The organism is Pseudomonas sp. DWP2-2 (genome assembly GCF_049897065.1).
Taxonomy (GTDB): domain Bacteria; phylum Pseudomonadota; class Gammaproteobacteria; order Pseudomonadales; family Pseudomonadaceae; genus Aquipseudomonas; species Aquipseudomonas paracarnis.
This window is the reverse complement of sequence record NZ_JAFCVN010000007.1, coordinates 237157-255706: the sequence shown is the minus strand read 5'-3', so window position 1 is coordinate 255706 and position 18550 is coordinate 237157. Positions and strand designations below refer to the sequence as shown.

19 protein-coding genes and 2 pseudogenes are annotated in these 18550 nt (G+C 57.5%); 4 read left to right on the top strand and 17 right to left on the bottom strand.

Annotated elements, in window-relative coordinates:
- Positions 1–374: 374 nt before the first annotated feature.
- The 7 genes and pseudogenes from ACP7CZ_RS17875 to ACP7CZ_RS17845 all read right to left on the bottom strand — a co-directional run bounded on the left by ACP7CZ_RS17875 (position 375) and on the right by ACP7CZ_RS17845 (position 6841).
- Entirely contained in the window at positions 375–2108 is a 1734-nt protein-coding gene (locus ACP7CZ_RS17875; protein WP_294157939.1) for an AIPR family protein, read from the bottom strand.
- A 180-nt stretch (positions 2109–2288) separates the two neighbouring features.
- Positions 2289–2773, bottom strand: a pseudogene (locus ACP7CZ_RS17870) (site-specific integrase); the annotation flags it as partial.
- A gap of 319 nt (positions 2774–3092) precedes the next feature.
- Positions 3093–3362 (bottom strand): hypothetical protein, encoded by a 270-nt coding sequence (locus tag ACP7CZ_RS17865; protein WP_019820582.1) that lies wholly within the window; start codon positions 3360–3362, stop codon positions 3093–3095.
- Between the two features lie 338 nt (positions 3363–3700).
- Positions 3701–4741, bottom strand: a complete 1041-nt coding sequence (locus tag ACP7CZ_RS17860; RefSeq protein ID WP_072447384.1) for a DMT family transporter — start codon at positions 4739–4741, stop codon at positions 3701–3703.
- Between the two features lie 69 nt (positions 4742–4810).
- Entirely contained in the window at positions 4811–5146 is a 336-nt protein-coding gene (locus ACP7CZ_RS17855; RefSeq protein ID WP_054897205.1) for a hypothetical protein, read from the bottom strand.
- Positions 5147–5324: 178 nt separating this feature from the next.
- Positions 5325–5903, bottom strand: a complete 579-nt coding sequence (locus tag ACP7CZ_RS17850; RefSeq protein ID WP_003193347.1) for a DUF4337 domain-containing protein — start codon at positions 5901–5903, stop codon at positions 5325–5327.
- A 53-nt stretch (positions 5904–5956) separates the two neighbouring features.
- On the bottom strand, positions 5957–6841 hold the full coding sequence (locus ACP7CZ_RS17845; RefSeq protein WP_054920598.1) for a LysR family transcriptional regulator: 885 nt from the start codon (positions 6839–6841) through the stop codon (positions 5957–5959).
- Positions 6842–6935: 94 nt separating this feature from the next.
- On the opposite strand from ACP7CZ_RS17845, the gene ACP7CZ_RS17840 reads away from it, so the two are divergent.
- The gene (locus ACP7CZ_RS17840; protein WP_294157925.1) at positions 6936–7904 is read left to right on the top strand and encodes an NAD-dependent epimerase/dehydratase family protein; all 969 of its coding nucleotides are present in this window, start codon (positions 6936–6938) and stop codon (positions 7902–7904) included.
- Here the strand turns inward: ACP7CZ_RS17840 and ACP7CZ_RS17835 are convergent.
- From ACP7CZ_RS17835 to ACP7CZ_RS17825, 3 genes and pseudogenes are all read right to left on the bottom strand, one after another.
- Positions 7891–8247 (bottom strand): DUF2784 domain-containing protein, encoded by a 357-nt coding sequence (locus ACP7CZ_RS17835; protein ID WP_014719513.1) that lies wholly within the window; start codon positions 8245–8247, stop codon positions 7891–7893. The two genes, ACP7CZ_RS17840 and ACP7CZ_RS17835, sit on opposite strands and share 14 nt — an antisense overlap.
- 51 nt (positions 8248–8298) lie before the next feature.
- Positions 8299–8625, bottom strand: coding sequence for a helix-turn-helix domain-containing protein (locus ACP7CZ_RS17830; RefSeq protein WP_014719512.1), 327 nt, complete (start codon positions 8623–8625; stop codon positions 8299–8301).
- A pseudogene (locus ACP7CZ_RS17825) lies at positions 8609–8860 on the bottom strand (type II toxin-antitoxin system RelE family toxin); the annotation flags it as partial. The pseudogene ACP7CZ_RS17825 and the gene ACP7CZ_RS17830, both read right to left, overlap by 17 nt.
- 224 nt (positions 8861–9084) lie before the next feature.
- Here ACP7CZ_RS17825 and ACP7CZ_RS17820 point away from each other — a divergent pair.
- A complete protein-coding gene (locus ACP7CZ_RS17820; RefSeq protein ID WP_054920599.1) occupies positions 9085–9771 on the top strand; it encodes an HAD-IA family hydrolase in 687 nt (228 codons plus the stop codon).
- A 130-nt stretch (positions 9772–9901) separates the two neighbouring features.
- Here ACP7CZ_RS17820 and ACP7CZ_RS17815 read toward each other — a convergent pair whose 3' ends face one another.
- Positions 9902–10648 (bottom strand): 3-oxoacyl-ACP reductase family protein, encoded by a 747-nt coding sequence (locus ACP7CZ_RS17815; protein ID WP_057976282.1) that lies wholly within the window; start codon positions 10646–10648, stop codon positions 9902–9904.
- Positions 10649–10755: 107 nt separating this feature from the next.
- On the opposite strand from ACP7CZ_RS17815, the gene ACP7CZ_RS17810 reads away from it, so the two are divergent.
- Positions 10756–11679, top strand: a complete 924-nt coding sequence (locus ACP7CZ_RS17810; protein ID WP_054920603.1) for a LysR family transcriptional regulator — start codon at positions 10756–10758, stop codon at positions 11677–11679.
- A 105-nt stretch (positions 11680–11784) separates the two neighbouring features.
- On the opposite strand, the gene ACP7CZ_RS17805 is transcribed toward ACP7CZ_RS17810, so the two are convergent.
- The 3 genes from ACP7CZ_RS17805 to ACP7CZ_RS17795 all read right to left on the bottom strand — a co-directional run bounded on the left by ACP7CZ_RS17805 (position 11785) and on the right by ACP7CZ_RS17795 (position 15283).
- A complete protein-coding gene (locus ACP7CZ_RS17805; protein WP_181124868.1) occupies positions 11785–12513 on the bottom strand; it encodes an aspartate/glutamate racemase family protein in 729 nt (242 codons plus the stop codon).
- Positions 12514–12526: 13 nt separating this feature from the next.
- Positions 12527–14056: an NCS1 family nucleobase:cation symporter-1 gene (locus ACP7CZ_RS17800; RefSeq protein WP_103299596.1), complete on the bottom strand. Its 1530-nt coding sequence runs from the start codon at positions 14054–14056 to the stop codon at positions 12527–12529.
- A 492-nt stretch (positions 14057–14548) separates the two neighbouring features.
- Positions 14549–15283: a phosphoadenylyl-sulfate reductase gene (locus ACP7CZ_RS17795; RefSeq protein WP_014719506.1), complete on the bottom strand. Its 735-nt coding sequence runs from the start codon at positions 15281–15283 to the stop codon at positions 14549–14551.
- Positions 15284–15434: 151 nt separating this feature from the next.
- On the opposite strand from ACP7CZ_RS17795, the gene thrH reads away from it, so the two are divergent.
- Entirely contained in the window at positions 15435–16052 is a 618-nt protein-coding gene (gene thrH / locus ACP7CZ_RS17790) for a bifunctional phosphoserine phosphatase/homoserine phosphotransferase ThrH (RefSeq protein WP_014719505.1), read from the top strand.
- Between the two features lie 120 nt (positions 16053–16172).
- On the opposite strand, the gene ACP7CZ_RS17785 is transcribed toward thrH, so the two are convergent.
- From ACP7CZ_RS17785 to pabB, 3 genes are all read right to left on the bottom strand, one after another.
- Positions 16173–16535 (bottom strand): helix-turn-helix domain-containing protein, encoded by a 363-nt coding sequence (locus tag ACP7CZ_RS17785; protein ID WP_294157910.1) that lies wholly within the window; start codon positions 16533–16535, stop codon positions 16173–16175.
- Positions 16535–16837, bottom strand: coding sequence for a type II toxin-antitoxin system HigB family toxin (locus ACP7CZ_RS17780; RefSeq protein WP_034128346.1), 303 nt, complete (start codon positions 16835–16837; stop codon positions 16535–16537). Before ACP7CZ_RS17780 ends, ACP7CZ_RS17785 begins: the two co-directional genes overlap by 1 nt.
- A gap of 227 nt (positions 16838–17064) precedes the next feature.
- Complete coding sequence (gene pabB / locus ACP7CZ_RS17775) at positions 17065–18408, bottom strand: aminodeoxychorismate synthase component I (RefSeq protein ID WP_057976275.1); 1344 nt, start codon at positions 18406–18408, stop codon at positions 17065–17067.
- Positions 18409–18550: the final 142 nt, after the last annotated feature.

The following is an 18550-nucleotide window of genomic DNA, read 5'->3' as shown; positions in this document are numbered from 1 at the left end:
GGTTCCATGGGACCACCATGGGACTGTTGCGCTATTTTGGTGCGAAGAAAAATCCAGCTTCCCAGCCTGCCTAGGCCTAACTAATCGCCAAACTGTCCACGCACGTCTCTACTGCAACATCGCATTCTGAGAGCGCAGTCCTTGATAATACGGATGGCTATTACTTCATTCGCGTCTGAAAACTCGCCAAATGAAACTGATACAGGGGCGGAGGTTTTTACCAGTCCGTGCTGGTCGCGCGGTGAGGGTAGGAGGGCTGAAGCTGCAAGAGTCCCGCCGATCATAGTTAAGCGATGCGGCGGGACTATTGATGCTCGTATTACATATGTTGCTTCGGGCGTTTCACGATCAAAAATAATAATCTCTCGATTAAATTATTCTTGAACAAGAGCGTTTTGCTTACGAAATTCGAGTGCTTTTTCTTTAACTTCGGCAGCTAAAACGCTTCCTCTGAGCTTGTCTCTGCTCACATCAATATCAATGATCGCAGCGCATAGATCTTTAATGATCTTTACTGTGGCGTCGTCACTAGCACTAAGGAAAGCTTCAATTTTTGCACACTCCGCTTTGATTTTATTTGAGTTAAGCTGCATGCTTTTTTCGCCGCATACAAAATATTTCAATGCCATCATAATGTGCCAGCGACACTTTGAATAGCTTTTGTCTATTTTTCCGTTGCCAAGTAGTAGCTTAAGTCTGTATGAGGTAAATGCGGCCGTGTAATAAGGCTCTTCGGCGTAGCTTTTATCAAATACAAGCGTGCGAAGTTCTCCGGTGAGTTTGTTGGGGTAACGGCTCGCAATGTCCGGTTTGTCCAGAAACATTGCAGCAACACACCGAGCAATTTCTCTAATGTCGAAAAGCCGTATTGCCTTAACATCCTCTTTCGCTAGAAATTGGTTTTTTCTGCGTTCGAAGTAGAGTTGGCGTTCATCATCGGTTCCACGAGCATCGAAGTAACGCTCTAATGCTTTAACTGCGTCAAGGGTTGCTAGAAATTCGTCTTCATCAACCTTTGCTTGTCTATTAGTGGATCTAACAATGTCGTCTACAACTGCCGGATCTGAAGTTTCGATAAGTTTCAACATTATCGTTACATCTTCTGATACGACATTTCTGTTTTCGAAAAGGATGTTAGACGTTTGACAGCCGTTCACGATTTGGAAATCTCTTACAAAAATCTCCAGAGCTCCGAGTCGGACATCGGGTGAAATCATCGTAATGCCGTTGTTGAGAATGCCGAAGCGTTTTTGCTTTATTGGGTCAAGAAGGGTCTCGGTCATCTCTTTATTGACGTCACCATTGGTTCCTATAAAGTCCCTTACGTTCTCTTCAAAAATTCTTTGACGCAGCTTGCCATTCTTGTCCGTCAAAATTTCCTTGATAAAATCTTGAGCTCTGACCGTTACTACGTAGCCTTCCTCTATATCGGAAGTACGTGGGAAAGGCGCATTGCCAATGATTTTAAGAGTGGCTTCTACTTGGCCCTCTGCTGCGGTCCATAAATCTATAATGCTGTCTCTATCGATTAGTGTTACATCGACCTTTGTGAAATAGCCAGTGCTCGTTAGCGATGTTGCTAGCGCTTTCCTTGCCGCCAATATTTCGCGGTCGTTTGACGCTCTTGCGGTGGTGCCGAAACAAGCCTGAACTTCCGGTTTTCCACCTTTGATTTTTCCTAGGTGTTTCAGTACGGCTTGAAATACTTCTTTGGCATTGGTCATGTAGTCGCTATGAGGATATGCAACCTCCTCAGATAAAAAGTCTGAAATGGCAGACTGAAATACGTTTATCTCAGCTTTGGACCAACTCTCTGAGGTTTTTGCTTGAGTGAATACTATAGTTACGTCAGCGTCGCGTCGTTTACCAGCCATTGCGTTTTCGACTTCGTCTACTGACGATACGTAGCTGTCGTCAATAAATACCATAACTCCATCCACACCCGGATCATCGCCATCGTATACAAGTGATGCAGGGTCAATTGTGTCTGCGGAGTGTGACCTAAATATCACGTAGTTCAAGAATGCTTCAAATTGTTTGGACTGGATGTCGCTTACGAAAAACTTATTGGCAAAATCTGCTAAGTGACTTCTTACTACTAAGTGCATACCTACTCCCTTTAGTATGGTGGAAATTTTCCGCTGTTTATTCTATTGCGCAGCAGACAAACCTCGCTTTTCTATTATGTGTGATGGCTAAGTGCCTTTCAACAGTACAGGTGTTTTGAAGATTTTGACACCAGCATGATGGAAAGAAGACTCGGACTGGATCGGCGGCAGATTAACCTTTTAGATTTTCGGAGCCAGCTGCAGCATTCCTACTACGTCTGGCCCGTCTTCGTTGATCCATGTCCCGTAATGCCGGCGAATCATGTTGCCGTTGGTGTGACCCATCTGCTCGGCGATCCAGTCGATAGAGGCTATGCCCGTCGTAAGTAACTGGCTGGCATATGTGTGCCGGCACTGCCCAGGACCTCGATAGCAGACCCCGGCTGCGAGTAAGTGAGCTTTGAAAAAACGATCACGCACGACGAAGTCGTTGGCGTGTGGGATCCCGCTTTTGGTGTTCAAGGATACGAAGTGCAGCGTGTGCCGGCGTACGGTCTTGTTGTCCCGCTCAATAATTTCCACGGTTTCCGCTTTTCGCCGTGGTGTCAACGCATCGCCCTTCCGCAAGGCATCCCACACAGGTGCCACCAGTCGAGCCTTGCGCATCAAGCGCCGGGTTTTTTCGTGACTCGATAGGCGCCGCGTACCTTCGATCGGCGAAAGGAAAAAGGTGACGGATTTATTTGATTTCTCTTCACTACCAAATTCGAAGCAAACAATCCCTCTGGTTTGAGAGGGAACCAGAGGGATTGTAGTTTTTAAGTTTGAGAACGTAGATTTCTTAGGTCACGCGCTCGGCACATCCATCCCTCGTCCAATCACATCGAGCAAATCGCACCCGTCCCGCAGCGGAATTGAGCAGTGGAAAAAGGGGACAGATTTATTTAATTTTCATTTCACCACATTCGAAGCAAACGAAACCCCAGGTTTCGAAAGAAACCTGGGGTTTCGTAATTTTTAAGTTGAAAACCTACTGCTCTTAAATCATGCGCAGGACACGTCTATCCGTCGCCCCATGACATCAAGTAAATCGCATCCGTCCCGCAGCGGAATGGAGCAGAGCAATGCCAAGTCACTCAGCACCACCGCATCACTGCTGATCTCACTACGTAGCGCAAGATTCTCAAGGACTTGAGTAACAGCACGAAGCCGATAGGTCGCAGCATCGAGGAGTATTCCCAGCGGCACGGTGGTGTCGACAAATAGGGCAGGGGTGGCGCTGTCGTTGCTGGTAAGGGCGATGTATTGGTTCATATGTTGAACTCCGGTTGTCAAAGGAGAGCAACCACACATTTGTCGCCAAACAAAAGGGTGGCAGCTGTACGCAGGTTGGCGAACCGGGACAATCGGAAAAACCGGCAGACCCGAAGGTCTCCCGCGCACAGCTACCGTCGAGCAGCTTATTGCGCGCAGAAGCATCCCGCAAATCCCGAGAGGCATCTATCGATTTATCATCGGGTCGCCAAACCCGTTCGCTATGTGAGCGACCGTCAGACTATAGGTGTGGCGATTTTAAAACGGCAGCCCATCGCTTCTGAGTGACGTGTAGGACGTTGCCGAAAGCCACCCACACCCTATGCCTAAGCCCGCCCTCAATGCCTATGCCGATGATGCACATCCGGAAAGTGCGCATGGCTATGCCTCATCACTCCATGCGCATGCTCATGGCTATGAGGCACCTTCGAGTCCCACTCAAACCCATGCTCATGTTGATGATGCTCATCATGCACATGCCAGTGCCCATGTTGCGTTGCCTCATGCACATGCTCATGGGCATGCCGCTCCGTCAGGTGCAGGCACACGCCCACGGCCATCAGCGCCGAGGCAATCCAGAAGGCGACGGTCACCGACTCGCCAAACACCAGTAACGCCACTGCAGCACCGAGAAAGGGTGCCGTGGAGAAGTAAGCGCCGGTACGCGCGCTGCCCAGCCCGCGGAGGGCCAGCACGAACATCACCAGGCTGATGCCATAGCCGAGGAAACCTACCAGTAGAATCGGCGCCAGTTGCGCCATGCCCGGAATCTGCGCCCCCAGGTAAAGCGCCAGGCTGCAATTCACCAACCCCGCAATCAAACCCTTGGCGCCAGCGATAAAGAGCGCGTCAGACGCCGACACCTTGCGCGTCAGGTTGTTATCAATGCCCCAGCACAAACACGCCAGCGCAACGGCGAGCGGTCCGGTCCAGTCCTGATGGCTGCTGTCAGCACCGGACCACGACAACACCACGCCGCCCAACACAATGGCAAGCATGCCGAGGACGATGCGTCGGTCGGCGTTTTCGCGGAACACGACCCAGGCGATCACGGCGGTCAGTACCGATTCAAGGTTGAGCATCAGGGAGGCGCTGGCGCTGGTGGTGCGGGTCAGGCCGAACATCAGTGCAACGGGGCCGAGGAGGCCGCCGAAGGCGATGGCGCCAAGTAGCCAGGGCCATTCCGATGGGGTTAGCCCGGTAGGTTTCCAGCCGCGATCACGGATCAAGCGCACACCGGCAAGGCCAATGCCGCTGCCGAGGTAGAGCAGGCCGGCGAGCAGGATGGGCGAGAGGCCCAGGCCAAGACTTTTGGCGAGCGGGGTGCTGGCGCCGAACAGGGCGGCGGCCGCGAGGGCGTAAATGATGCTGAGGTTCATGGGCCATCCTCGAAAGTCAGGCCCATGATACGTCGCTTGCCGGGGTCAGCGCCCTGGCAATTTCGTACTTTATTGCGCGGTTTTCAGCTTGATCACATCACCGGAGATTTTGGTGGTGTAACCGTTCAATACCCAAGCCCAGAACCACTTTTCCTGCACTTGTGTGTTGATCAACGCGTCGCCGCCCTTGGCCTTGATGGCTGCATCCTGGGCGCGTACGAAGCGGTTGTTCTGGCCGATGGGGATGACGCCCAGCAGCATGATGCCGGTGGCGCTGGCTTCGCTGTGGCCGAGGACGGTGTATTGGCTGGCGTCGTATTGCTGGGTTTTCATGGCGGTGCCGGTGCAACCTGCCAGGGTGAAACTAAGTACGGCTGCTGCAACGACTTTACTGACGTATTTCACTCATAACTCCATAGGTTCAATCTCGAGATTCAATTCTCGGGGGGGCGACACTCTAAGCGCTCAGTTGGCAGATTGAAATCAATCAGCGAGGCTGGGTCGCAGTCTGGCAGGTACTGCGCGGTGATCCCATTGCAGCCTGGTTGGGGCTCGACAGCGCCCACATTTATTCTTCGGCGTGTCAGAGATGCAGCCACGCCAGGCCACCCAACATCACCGCCACCCCGCCGGCGGTGTACGACATGCGTTTGAGCCATTCCTTGCGCGTGAGCAGGGTAATCGCCGCCAATGAAATCGCGATCTGAATCGCCGTCATCGCCTGGGCCCAGCGATGGTGCTGGTGCAGCGCTTCCTCGGATTTGTGGTCCCAGTCCCGTGAAGTGGCCTCAAGCGTTTCGGCCTGTTTACGCACTTCTTCCTTCTGGCGCTTGTAGCGCTCGATCTCCGCCTGGTAATGCGCCGCATCCACGCCGGGAATATGGCTGGCCAGTTCTGCCAGGTTCTGGCGGCTGGATTTGGCCTGGTAGTAGTTCCACTGGTTAGCGGCTTCGGTCTTGATGATGGCGGCGTTGTTCTTGTCCATCGCAGCTTCACTTTCGCTGGAGCCGGCCTGATAGCTGAGCATGGCACCGACGGTCGCCATGATCGCGGTCATCACGGCGATACGACTGGCAAAGCTATCGCCGCGGCCGTGAGCATGCTCGGTGGTGTGTTCAAGGTGTTTTTCGTGGGGGCTGGGAACTTCGAAGGCTTCGGACATGGGGCGACCGCGAACGGATTGAGGTGCGCTGATTGTTCACCAGCGCAGCTGTCTCAAGCCTGTACGTAACGCTGCAAACCTGCCACCAGTGCATCGAATGTCACCCGGCAGCGTGGGCTGTTGCGCAGGTCTTCGTGCATGCTGACCCAAGTGTCCATTTTAAACGCGAAGCCGTCAGGCAGCACTCGGCGCAGACGTGGGTCGCGCTGGGCCAGTTGTACCTGGCACCCACCGATGCCGGCACCGGCGCGGATCATTGCCAGTTGCGCCAGGTCGCTGTCGCTACTGATGGCGAAGGCGTTGCGCTCAAAACCCTTGATTGCCAGGCTGCGGATAAATGCAGTGGCTTGATCAAAGCCGATGACGGAGTGGCCGGCCAGGTCGTGCATGTGTTGGGGGATGCCGTGTTGCTGCAGGTAATCGTCACGGGCATGCAGGCCGACTTCGATCAGGCCGATACGCCGCGCCAGCAGCTGCTCCTGGCTGGGGCGCACCATGCGCACGGCAATGTCGGCTTCCAGCTGCAGCAGGTCGCTCAAGCGGTTGGTCAGCACCAGTTCCACCTTCAGGTGCGGGTGTTCCCGGTGCAATTGCGTGATGATCGGCGGCAGTACCTCCACACCCACCACTTCACTGGCCGATACTCGTACCACGCCGCGCACCTCATCGCCTTGGGACGAGGCGGCGCGTTCAAGGGCGGCGGCGGTACGCGCCATGGTTTCTGCATGCGCCCGCAGTGTGTGGGCGACCGTAGTGGGTAATAAGCCTGAGGGCGAGCGGGTGAACAACACGACGCCCAGCGCCGTTTCCAGCGCGGCGATGTGCCGCCCTACCGTGGGTTGGGTGATGCCGAGCTGCCGTGCGGCCCCCGACAGCGATCCTTCCTTGAGTACACCGAGAAATGACCGGTAAAGCTCCCAACCGATATTCGTAGCCATACATAAATGTATAGCGGCTCGATACTCTTGGGCAATTCCTCTATAGCTGTTCCGCATCCAACATACCCTCATCAACCAACAGTGGGAGAGGGTGATGAGCAAGGTTCTGGTTTTGGGTGCAACCGGTGGCATTGGTGGCGAAGTGGCGCGGCAGTTGAGCGCGGCGGGCTGGGAGGTGCGGGCGTTGACTCGGGATCTGATCAAGGCTCGCAGCCAAAATCCTGTTTTTACGTGGCTAAAAGGCGATGCCCTGAATCGCGACGACGTGATCGCGGCCGCCCGGGGCTGCGCGGGAATCGTGCACGGCGTCAATCCGCCGGGTTATCGCAAATGGGCCGAGTGGGTGTTGCCGATGATCGACAACTCCATTGCGGCGGCCATCTGCGAAGGCGCGACAGTCGTGCTGCCCGGCACGGTCTACAACTTCGGGCCGGATGCATTCCCTGTGCTGCACGAAGACTCACCCCAGCACCCGCTGACTCGCAAGGGCGCGATCCGTGTGCAGATGGAGCAGCGCTTGCGAGCCGCTTCCACTCAGGGCGCCCGGGTGGTGATTTTGCGCGCTGGGGATTTTTTCGGCGCCAGGGTGGCCAATAACTGGTTTGCCCAAGGCTTGGTCAAACCCGGCAAACCGGTGCACACCATCCGCTACCCAGGCGATTACGGCGTGGCCCATCAATGGGCTTATCTGCCGGACGTAGCGCGTACAATGCTTGAGTTGATTGAGCGTCGTGCCAGTCTTGGCGCCTTCGCCTGCTTTCATATGGCTGGGTACATGGATGCGGACGGTACGCAGATGGCTAAGACGATCCAGCGTGTGGTGCTGCGCAGGACGGGCCAGCAACCCAGGGTCGGCGCGTTTCCCTGGTGGTTGTTGAACTGGGCGGCGCCTTTTGTCGTCACCGTGCGTGAGATGCAGGAGATGCGCTACCTGTGGCAAACACCGTTGCGCCTGGATAACCAGCGCCTGCTCGCGACGCTCGGCCATGAGCCCCACACACCGCTGGAACAGGCGGTGGAGGCCACCCTGGTTGGCCTGGGTTGCCTGCCTACTTGCGTTTGATCAGGCGTGCATACACGGCGAGGTTGACCACCACCACCACGGCCCCCAGCACTAATTGAGTATTCGCAGTCAGCCCGGCTGGGTAGATCATCGTCAGAATGTAATGCTCGATAAACCCACCGCCATAACCATCCTGCCCGGCCAAGTGGCGAAACAGGTTTTCCCAACGGGTGAGTGGGCAGGGCAGGTGCAGCACCTCTACCGCGATGCCCCAGGCAACGGCGGGCAGGTGCAGCCACATTACCCTGGGCCACTTCAGGGTGAGCAGGCCGCCGAACAGCACGAACAGGATAAAGGCCAGGTGGAACAGCACGAGGCCGTCGGCGGCTAGGCGGTAGAGCATGTTTGAGCTCGATGTGAGGTGAAGGGGTACGTGAATTTTTGCAGCGCGCCGTTATAGCTCCAGTTGACTGGCATTGATACCGAACGCTTTGGCTATCTTTTCTCGCGTGGTGCGGCGGGGTTTGCTGACCGCTTCCTGCTGGGCAAATGCCGATTGTGAAATACCCAGGCGTTTGGCGACTTCTTCCTGGGTCAGGCTCAGATGCTCGCGCCACGCGCGAATAGGTGTTGCGCCATCCACCAGGCGGCTGACTACCGCATGGGGTATCAGGTTTGGATCGTTTTGCTGCGCCACATAGTGTTCATAGGGAATCACCACATAGGCTGGCTCGCCCTGCGTATTGTGGATGATCTGTACGGCAGTAGGTTCGCTCGTCACGTTTTTTAACCTCTTGGATGCTGACGACCTGGATGCTGCCGTCCCAGTCGAAAAGGACCCGGTAATGACTTACCCGCAAGCGATAGCTGTGAGGATGGTTAACCAGCGCCTTGACGTTGATTGCATCGGGCATGTGTTCAAGAGCGGACACGGCATCGCGTACCTGTTGCTGATGATACGAATGCAACCGAAGCAATTGTTTGACGGCTTTTCGCGTCCATTGGATTGAATTCATGGGAGGTTAATAAGTCTTTTATAAGGTTTGCAATCGGTATTTTCAGATCCGCGTCAACGGGTCATGACGTTTTCCTTTCAAACCCTAGACGGCCGCCGTCAGCGCCGACGGGTAAAACTGTTGCGTGGTATGAATCAACGGAAGGCCCACGAAGGTTGCTTGCCGGCAATGAGGGCCGTTATTGTGCTGAATCCTTTTAGTCCTCGCCCCAAGGTTGTGTTGTGATGAATGCACCGCGTACCGCTGTCCCGATCAAAGCCGTTATTTTCGATATGGACGGGTTGTTGCTGGATACCGAAGGCATCTACACCGAAGTCACGCAGATCATTGCCGAACGCTATGGTCGTACCTACGACTGGAGCATCAAGCAGCACATCATCGGGCGGGGTGCCCAGGATTTGGCCGATTACGTGGTCAAGGCCCTGGACCTGCCGATCACGCCCGCCGAGTTTCTGGAAATACGCGAACCGCTGATGAGCGAGCGCTTTCCCAAGGCCCAGGGCATGCCCGGCGCCGAGGCGTTGGTGCGGCATTTGAAGGCGCACAATATTCCGATTGCGGTGGGCACCAGTTCATCGCGTAACTCGTTTGGCCACAAGACCACCCTGCACCGTGAATGGTTTGGCCTGTTCGACACCATCGTCACCGCTGACGACCCGGAAGTAGGCGCTGCCAAGCCCGCGCCGGATATCTTCCTCACCGCCGCGCGCCGGTTGGGTGTAGCGCCTGAGGATTGTCTGGTGTTCGAAGATTCGCCTTTCGGCGTGACGGCCGCTAAGGCTGCGCACATGACCGCTATTGCGGTGCCCGATGAGGCGATGGCTGACAGCAAGTACCAGCATGCTGACCAGATTATTCGCAAGCTCGCCGACTTTGATTTGGCCGCCTACGGCTTGCCCCCCATGGCCTGACCCCGCGCGGTCAAAAATGTGGGAGCTGGCTTGCTCGCGAATGCAGGGTGTCAGTCAGTAGATTTATCAACTGACTCACCGTATTCGCGAGCAAGCCCGCTCCCACATTTGGGTTGCGGTTCTGCAAAAATCAGGCGCTGAAACCACCATCGATGGTCAGGCTGGCGCCCGTGATATAGCCGGCTTCCGGCCCGGCCAGATAGGCCACAAAACTGGCAATCTCCTCCACATGCCCATACCGTCCCACCGCCATCAACCCGATCAGACTTTCGGCAAAATCACTGTTCGCCGGGTTCATATCGGTGTCCACCGGCCCAGGCTGCACGTTGTTGATGGTAATGCCCCGTGGCCCCAGGTCCCGCGCCAATCCCTTGGTCAACCCCACCAGCGCCGCCTTGCTCATGGCGTAGGGCCCGCCACCGCCAAAGGGCATGCGTTCGGCGTTGGTGCTGCCGATATTGATCACGCGGCCACCTTCGCCCATATGCTTGGCGGCTTCCTGGGTGGCGATAAACACGCTGCGTACGTTGATCGCCAAGGTCTGGTCGAAGTCTTCCAGCTTGAATTCGTCCAGCGGCGCGATGGCCAGCACGCCGGCGTTATTCACCAGGATATCCAGGCGTCCAAACGCCTCGACCGTGGCGTTGACCGCAGCGCGAATCGCCGTGGCATCGGCGCTGTCGGCGTGAATCGCCAGAGCCTGACCCCCTGCGCTGATCACCTCGTTCTGCAGTGTTTCAGCCTTGGCGGCCGAGCTGACGTAGGTAAAGGCAACCGCTGCCCCCTGGTCGGCGAGGCGCTTGACGATGGCGGCGCCGATGCCGCGGGAACCGCCTTGAATCAAGGCGACTTTGCCGGTGAGGTTGTGTGTGGTCATGTCGATCTCCGAGGTAGTTGATGGAGCGAGTATCGACCTCACCCGCGCTGCTCGGTAGCCCGTGGTTGCTATAGTCTGTGTAAACCAAAAGTTTAGAGTTTGGCGATATGGAAAGCTTTGGCAGTATCGAATGCTTTGTGCGCAGCGCCGAGGGTGGCAGCTTTGCCGAGGCTGCTCGGCACCTGAGCCTGACCCCGGCGGCGGTGGGTAAAAGCGTTGCCAAGTTGGAGGCGCGCCTCGGTGTGCGACTGTTCCAGCGCAGCACTCGGCGTCTGGCGCTGACCGAAGCCGGCAAGATGTTCCTGGCGGAAGTCAGCGGCAGCCTCACCACCATTCAGAATGCGGTCGCCAACCTGGCCAGTGCCGAAGGGCGGCCGGTGGGCACGCTCAAGGTCAGCATGGGGCCAGTGTTCGGGAACCGGTACGTGGTGCCGTTGCTGGGCGAATTTATGCGGCGTTGTCCGGATATCAGCCCGGACTGGCATTTCGATAACCGCCAGGTCGACCTGATCGGGCAAGGCTTCGATGCGGCCATTGGCGGCGGGTTTGAGCTGCCCCAAGGCGTGGTGGCGCGCAAGTTGACCCCGGCGCACCGGGTGCTGGTGGCGTCGCCGGATTACCTGGCGCGGTGCTCGCTGGTGCTGGCGCCCGATGACCTGTCGCACTGCCTTGGCATCTTGATCCGCTCGCCGCAGACAGGCCGGGTGCGTTCATGGCAACTGACCCATCGTGAGCGCGAGCACAGCCCTTTAGTGCTGAAACCGGCGATGACCATGAGCGACTCCGAAGCCGCTTGCTGCGCGAGTGCGCAGGGCCTTGGCATCGCGCTGGTGAGCATGCCGATGGCGGTGCCGTTCCTGGACAGCGGTGCGTTGGTGCGAGTGTTACCCGATTGGTATGTGGACGACGGCAATATTTCCATCTACTACGCAGAGCATAAATTGCTGCCGGGCAAGACGCGGGCGTTTGTGGATTTCATTATTGAGCAGTTCGCCGAGCAGAAACTGGCTCAACGGTTCAGTGCTATCTGAGCATGGCCTTGCATCGAGTCGTGGCCATCGCGGGCAAGCCCGGCTCCCACAGTGATCGCAATCCAATGTGGGAGCCGGGCTCACCCGCGATGCAGGCGCATCGGTCTACCGCCCGAACTTGCCCGGCCAGCCGATGACCTTCTTCGGCCGCGGTGTCGCATAAGTTCTGACCTTCGAAGTCGACAACCCCAACCGCACCAACGACTCGGCCACCATCACCGCCGCCGCTACCCCGTCCACCACCGGCACCCCGGTGCGCTGGCGAATCTGCTCGTCCAGCCCGGCCATGCCGCCGCAGCCCAGGCAGATCACCTCGGCCTTGTCGTCGCGAATGGCCAGTTCCGCCTGCTGCACGATGGCTTCCATGGCGCCCACCGGGTCTTCTTCCAGCTCCAGCACCGCCATGCCGCTGGCACGCACCGAAGCGCAACGCTGGTAGAGGCCGGCGAGTTTCAGCCGGTCTTCAATCAGCGGCACCGTGCGGTCCAGGGTGGTCACCACCGAGTAGGCGTGCCCCAGGAACATCGCGGTGCTGGCCGCCGCCTCGGTGATATCCACCACCGGCACGTTGAGCAATTCCTGCAACCCTTCACGGCCATGCTCGCCATAACCGGCCTGGATCACCGCATCAAAGGGCTGGTCGTAGGCCATGACCCGATCCATCACGGCGATGGCTGCCAGATAACTTTCAAAGTTGCCTTCCACCGATTCTGCGCCGAAGTACGGGGTGAGCCCGACAATCTCGGTGCCCGGTGAAGCCACGGCCCGTGCTTGCTGGGCAATGGTGTCGGTGATGGATTCGGTGGTGTTGACGTTGACCACGAGGATACGCATGGAAAATCCTTGTTTAATGACTGACGTTATCGACGGCAATGCTTTCGCCGCTGACATCGGCGTAGTGCGGTTGACGCTTGGCAATCAGCAGGTACAGCAACCCGGCAATGCCGGCGCCAAACAACCAGGAAAACGGCGAGACGCTGGCAAACCCCGGCAACAGCGCCAGCAGGATGGCGATCACTGCCGCCGGAATGAACGCGGCCACCGCACGCATATTCACCCCGCGGCTGTAGTAATAAATGCCTTGGGGGTCTTCGCTGTACAACTGCGGTACATCCACCTGGCTTCTACGAATCAGCCAGTAATCGACCATGATCACCCCGTACAACGGCCCCAGCAGCGCGCCGAGGCCAGAGAGGAAATACACGATCACCAGTGGGCTGTTATAGAGGTTCCACGGCAGGATCAGCACGGCAACGAAGGCGCTGATCAACCCGGCGCGCCGGAAGTTCAGGTACTTGGGCGCCAGGTTGCTCAGTACAAAGGCCGGGGCGACGAAGTTGGCCATGATGTTCACCGCCACGGTGACGATCAGGAAAGCGAGGCAGCCGAGCACCAGAAAAAAGGTGTTGGGGATCGCCGCGATGATTTCGGTCGGGCTTTCGATCACGCGGCCATTGAGCTGGAACTGTCCGCCGCACAGCAGCACGGTAATTGCGGCGAACACCAGGATATTGACCGGCAGGCCCCAGAAGTTCCCGACCTGGATGGTCTTGCGGCACGGCGATGAACGCGCGAAGTCGCAGAAATTGAGGATCAGGGTGCCGTAGATGGCCAGCCACAGCGCGCCGCCGGCAAAGATATTGCGCCACATCTCGCCGCCACTCAGGGGCTCGCGGATCGACCAGGCGATCTGCCCGTTCGCCTGGAAGTACATCCAGCCGGCCAGTGCGGCCACGGTCAGCAGTATCACCGGCCCGGCGAAGCCTTCATAGCGACGTACCATTTCCATGCCATAGGCGAGGATCACCAACTGCACCAGCCAGATCGCCACAAAACACGCCCAGCCCAGGGTCGACAGGCCGAGAATCGAGTCGTGGTCATAATCGGCAAAGCCTGGATGAATGGCGGTCAGCAGCACGCGGAAAACTACCGAGGCCAGGTAGGTCTGGATCCCAAACCAGGCAATCGCAATTACCGCCCGAATCAACGCCGGAATCTGCGCCCCATGAATGCCAAAACTGATGCGGCTGATAACCGGAAACGGCACACCGGTCTTCTGCCCCATGTAGCCCGACAAGTTCATGAAGAAGTACACCAGTGCTGCGCCGATCCCCAGGGACAGCAATATTTGCCAGCCGCCCAGGCCCAGTGCATAGAGCCCAATGGCGAATGAATAGTTGGCGATGTTGTGCACGTCATTGGTCCACAGCGCAAAGATGCTATAGCGCCCCCAGCGTCGGCCTTCGACCTTGGTGGGCGCCAGGTCCTTGTTGTGCAGGCGCGGGCTGAGTACCAGCGGGCCGGGGCCTGTGGCTGCAGGATTCAGGGTGGAGGAGGGCAGATCCAGTGCGAGGGTGTTCGAGAGACTTGTACGCATTCCGGCAGGCTCCAGCGCATCTGCAGCAAAGCGGCGGATGGCAAAGTGTATGTAGGTTTTGTATTGATTGTATACAAAGCGTACTTCTGCCTAAGCCATATGCGTGCCAATTCTCGATATATGAAAATCTTGGCTAATTTCGTTTTTATATAGGTCGCGAATAACTTACTGAATTACGGTCACTATAAGTTGACCGTTTGAACAGGTATTTATTTTTTCATTAATTGCAGGGTTATTTATATGCAGCGCCATTGGCGCAGGGAGATGTTACGTTTTGGTGCGTTGTACATTAAGTTGCACACAAAAATGGCACCTATGGTTACAAGGTTGTGTACAGGTTTACCCGACCCCCCCAAAGCAAATATCGCGTTATGTAGGAGCGAGCTTGCTCGCGAAAAACGTCAACGATAACGCGGGCTTCCTGAATAAACGCGGCGTCCGTGAGTTTTTCGCGAGCAAGCTCGCTCCTACAGAGGCGGTGGCATCGGAGGCTCAAGCCTTGCTGATGATATTCCCCGCATGCAGCCCGCATTCCTTCTGCGTGGCTTCTTCCCACCACCAGCGGCCTTCGCGCTCATGCTGGCGGGGCAGTACCGGCCGGGTGCAGGGCTCGCAGCCGATGCTGATGAAACCGCGCTCATGCAGGCTGTTGTACGGCAACTCCAGCATGCGGATGTAGCCCCAGACCTCTTCGCTGGTCATCTGCGCCAGCGGGTTGAACTTGTACAGGGTGCGTTCCGGTGTGGAGAACGCCGTGTCGATTTCCAGCGCCGCCACCTGGCTACGAGTGCCGGGGCTCTGGTCGCGGCGCTGGCCGGTGGCCCAGGCGCTGACACCTGCAAGCTTGCGGCGCAGCGGTTCGATCTTGCGGATGCCGCAGCATTCGCCATGGCCGTCCTTATAGAAGCTGAACAGGCCTTTCTCTTTGACGAAGGGCTCCAGCTTGCTCGGGTCTGGCGAGATCAGCTCGATGTCGATCTTGTAGAACTCACGCACCTGCTCGATAAACCGGTAGGTCTCCGGATGCAGGCGGCCGGTGTCGAGGCTGAACACCTTGACGTTCTTGTTCAGCTTCCAGGCCATGTCCACAAGGACCACATCCTCGGCACCGCTGAAGGAAATCCACAAGTCATCGCCGAACTGGCTGAACGCCAGCTTGAGAATGTCCTGGGCAGACTTGTTGGCATAAGTCGTGGCGAGTTCAACGACGTCGAAGGCTTGGTTCATCAGGACGGTTCCTACAGGTCAGTGGCGCTGAGCGCTCTCTAGGAGGGCGATGGTATCAAAAACTGTCCCGCGTTGCGGCGGCGGGCTTGAGTCGCTAGAGTTCGGCAGTCCTTTTGCTCGCTCAACTAACAATATCTAACAGGAGTGTCGTGTGGAAATTGCCTGCCTTGACCTGGAAGGGGTACTGGTTCCGGAAATCTGGATCGCCTTTGCCGAGAAAACCGGCATTGAGTCCCTGCGGGCCACCACCCGTGACATCCCCGACTACGACGTGCTGATGCAACAGCGCCTGCGCATCCTCGACGAGCATGGGCTCAAGCTGGCCGATATTCAGGCCGTTATCGCCACGCTCAAACCGCTGGACGGCGCCATTGAGTTCGTCAATTGGCTGCGCGAGCGCTTCCAGGTGGTGATCCTGTCCGACACCTTCTATGAGTTCTCCCAGCCGCTGATGCGTCAGCTGGGTTTCCCGACCTTGCTTTGCCACCGCTTGATCACCGATGAAAACGATCGGGTGGTGAGCTACCAACTGCGCCAGAAAGACCCCAAGCGCCAATCGGTGCTGGCATTCAAGACGCTCTACTACCGCGTGATCGCTGCCGGTGATTCCTACAACGACACCAGCATGCTGGGTGAAGCTGACCGTGGGATTCTGTTCCATGCGCCGGACAATGTGATTCGCGAATTCCCGCAGTTCCCGGCGGTGCATACGTTTGAAGACCTGAAGAAAGAGTTTATCAAGGCGTCGAATCGGCAGTTGAGCCTGTAAATTATGCGGCGCGGCTGATTGCCCCATCGCAGGCAAGCCAGCTCCCACCTTTGACCATGTAACGTCAAACGACGCGGTCAACTGTGGGAGTCGGGCTTGCCTGCGATGGCGTCGGCGCCGTCACACCTTACCCTCGGCCAGCAAGCGCTCATAAGGAATACGCAAGCCTTCATGCAGACGCTTGATCATCGCCAGGCTCAGCTTGCGCTTGTGGTTCAGCACCTCTGACACCCGCCCACTGGTGCCGATAAACGGCTCCAGATCGCGGGCGGTCATGCCCAATTGCTCCATGCGAAACTTGATAGCCTCTACCGGATCCGAAGGGGGCATGGGGTAATGCTCGGCTTCGTACTTCTCGATGAGGACTGCCAGGATTTCCAGCTCATCACCTTCAGGCGAGCCGGGTGGTGCTCCCCATACCTGCTCGACTCGTACGAGTGCCGCAGTCAGGTCTTCCTGGGAGTGAATAGGTTTGATGTTCATCACGCAGTCTCCGCGTTGATCTGGTCGTACTGAGCGTGGGTCCCCACGAACCGTATAAACCCTAGTTGTCGCTGGTAGTCGATCGCCATGATCACTCGATACTTGTTGCCGCCAACGTTGAACACGACCCTGCCACCCTTAAGAATGCTCGCTGTTCTGAGTTCGGCCTTGAGTGCTTGCGGTGTTGGATAATTGGCCTTTTCCATGTGCCGATACAACTCGACCAGCGGTGTTCTGGCGTCGCTATAAGCTGAATGGCTTTCCCAGAATATTCGTAGGGTAGATAGAGCGATTATCCGCATCGCTTCAACCTCCCGTTTTGGGAGATCATAGGTGCGATTGCGTGGATAGGCAAACTCGGAAATATTTCCAGACGAGGAGGTAGTCGCTTCATGTGATCCTTCACAGGTGGCGGGTGGACGGTCGCTCCGGACGCTATCTGCAAGCGTCTATCCCGTCCACAGCGGTTCTGATTCAGGCTTTTTCTATCGCATGGCGTTCTACTCGAACGCTAGGAAGGGGCTGTGCCCTACAGATTTTCCAACGTTTGTAACAACACACGCACCTTTGTCAGCGACTCCTGATACTCCGCCTGCCACTGCGAATCCGCCACAATCCCGCCGCCACCCCAGCAACACACCTGCCCATCCTTGACCAGCAAGCTGCGAATCGCGATGGAGCTGTCCATTTCGCCGCGCACGTCCAGGTACACCAGCGAGCCGCAATACAACCCGCGGCGGGTGGGCTCCAGCTCATCGATGATCTGCATGGCGCGAATCTTTGGCGCGCCGGTAATGGAGCCGCCAGGGAAGCTGCCGGCGATCAGGTCGAGGGCGTCTTTGTCGTCGGCCAATATGCCAGTGACACTGCTCACCAGGTGGTGCACGTTGGGGTAACTTTCCAGGCTGAACAGCTCCGGCACTTTCACTGAGCCGATTCGGCAACTGCGGCCGAGGTCGTTGCGCAGCAGGTCAACGATCATCAGGTTTTCTGCGCGGTCCTTGGGGCTGGCGAGCAGCTCAGCGGCGTTGGCAGCGTCCTCTTCCGGTGTCAAACCGCGAGGGCGGGTGCCCTTGATCGGGCGGGTTTCGACCTGGCCTTCGCTGATGCGCACGAAGCGCTCCGGCGACAGGCTCAGCACCGCGCCGTCATCGGGCAAACTCTGGAACCCGGAAAACGGCGTCGGGCAGGCTTCGCGCAGCGCGCAGTAGGCTGCCCATGGATCGCCGATGCACGGCGCACGAAAGCGTTGGGCAAAGTTGACCTGGTAGCAGTCGCCGGCCTGGATGTAATCCTGGATACGCAGGATGGCCTGCTGGTACGCATCCACGCTGAGGTCCGGCGCCATGGTGCCCTGGAGCTTGAAGGTGGTGGGGGTGTCACCTGTTGCATGACTGAACAGGGCGATCAGACGTTGCCGCTCGCTATCGGCCAGCACCGGGTGAAACACCAGTTGGCTGGTGTGCGCCAGGTGATCGCTGACCAGTGCCCAGGCATACAGCCCCAGGCGCGCATCCGGCAGATGCAGGTCGTCCACGGCCAGGCGCGAGACCTGTTCCAAGTGCCGGCCGAAGTCATAGCTCAAGTAACCGATCAAACCGCCGGCAAATGGCAATTCAACGCCAGCAGGCAGGGCCGCCTCACCCAACTGCGCCAGGTTCTCGCGCAGGCGTTGCAGGAAATCGCTGCCGCGTTCATCCGGCCCAACCGTCAAGGTCGCTTCGGGCCAGGCGCTGAGCAGGTCATAACGCCCCCGCTCGGCAGCCGGGCGGCCGCTGTCGAGCAGCACCGCGCCAGGCGCATGGCGAATAGCCGCAAAGTACTCGGCGGGGTTGGCCCGGTAGGGTAAGGGGTAAACGGAGCAGGTCGACATGCGAGGGTGAATCAGCCAGTGGCGGGGGGGAGGGGATTGTAGTCCTCTGTAGGACTTGCTCCTAGAGGGGATGTCGGTGATAGCTCGATAGAGGGTATAGCCTGAGGGGCAACTGGCTTGTCAGAAAGCTATCGCAGGCAAA